Annotated in this window: 2 protein-coding genes; both read right to left on the bottom strand. The window is 31.0% G+C overall.

Translation table 11 applies throughout. From position 1 onward, the window contains the following. Positions 1-124: 124 nt before the first annotated feature. The gene (locus CVT14_RS10565; protein ID WP_021090192.1) at positions 125-664 is read right to left on the bottom strand and encodes a DUF5309 family protein; all 540 of its coding nucleotides are present in this window, start codon (positions 662-664) and stop codon (positions 125-127) included. A gap of 130 nt (positions 665-794) precedes the next feature. Next, a complete protein-coding gene (locus tag CVT14_RS10560; protein ID WP_021090193.1) occupies positions 795-998 on the bottom strand; it encodes a hypothetical protein in 204 nt (67 codons plus the stop codon). Between the last annotated feature and the right edge of the window lie 414 nt (positions 999-1,412).

The following is a 1,412-nucleotide window of genomic DNA, read 5'->3' as shown; positions in this document are numbered from 1 at the left end:
ATTTAAGGGGTAGCTACCAAGTGCGTTTATCATCTAATATCCTTTTAGCTTCATACCAAAGATATCGTCTTTTTTGTGAAAAGATTTATTTTGCCAAGGCTTTTTAGTTTGCATAAATTTACTCCTAAACTCTCGTATCTACCTTTTTATAAAGCCTATCTTTGCTAGATATGTCTTTAAATTTTAGGTCATTTTCAAGGTAGGTGATGTTGTAAATTTCTTTAGTGGTGATGCTTTTTCCATTTTCAAGTCCGATTAGAAATTTACTTGTAAATTTATCAGAGAGGTTTTTAACAAGCTTATGCTCTTTTGCTCTTTTAGCTGTCTCACGCTCTAGCTCTTTACCGCCGTAAGTAGCCACTGCTTGCATACTTCTTAAAACGCTAACGTTTGAAGTGAAAATTTGTACTGCGTTTGAAGTCTTTTGCACGCTTGATTTGATCTGATCATCAAAGTCAGAAATCTCTAGCTGTGCGTTTTTCTTTGGGGCAGCTAAGCTGTCAGTTAGAGGGGAGTGCTCTATACCTTTAACACTTGAAGTGCCAATAAGTTTAAGTATAGGCGTCTCGTCAGCACCTATTAAACTTATGTTTTCATAGACTGAGGGCTTTAAGCCTTCACGTTTTGTAGCTGGGGCTTGAAACCCAGTTGTAGTTATTGCCATTTCTTTGCTCCTTTTATGCAATTTAATGGCAATTTATCATTTGTGGCTGTGTCAAATCTACCCAATTTTGAGAAAATAAAATAAATTTTGTTCGATTTGAAAAAGAAAGCAAGCCCTAAAGATAGGGCTTTTAATTATTATTTGAGTTTTTAGTAGATATATAGCTAGTTTTAGTTGCTTGACTAATTTTATTTTTAGTTAGCCTATTTACTGCTTTAGCTTTTACTTCGTCGCTTATATCTTTGTTTAGTAGCACTTTCTTAACTAAGCCCACTTTGTCTCCACTCGTATTTATCGCATCAAGTAGTTTAAGCTTTGGATTCTCAAACTTCATAACTCATTTAAAAAATAAAAACATTGTTAAAACTCTAAAAATTTATATTAAATTTTATAAAGACATATACATTGAAGCTTAAATATAAAAAATTAATCAATCATAACACTTGTTTATGGTTCAACTTTAGCCATATCTTTATTTTTTAGAAAAAATCTTAAGTCAAATTTAGTCTAAAAGATCTAAAAAAAGAAAAGAATAAATTTAAAAAGATAAATAAACCAAATAGCATAAAAACAAGAAAAAACAAATTTAAAAGACAACCAAAGCAATAATCTAAAAGCAAATACAAGAAACATACTAGATATGAAGGACAAACACAATAACAATAAAATTCGATTAATAATATAAGAATTAAAAGCAGATTAACAACAAAGCCCGCAACGACCTACTTTTCCAACATCCCAGTAAGGG

This window comes from Campylobacter concisus (assembly GCF_003048445.1).
GTDB lineage: Bacteria > Campylobacterota > Campylobacteria > Campylobacterales > Campylobacteraceae > Campylobacter_A > Campylobacter_A concisus_BF.
Note: the sequence above shows the minus strand (reverse complement) of the source record. Positions and strands in the feature narration are given on the sequence as shown.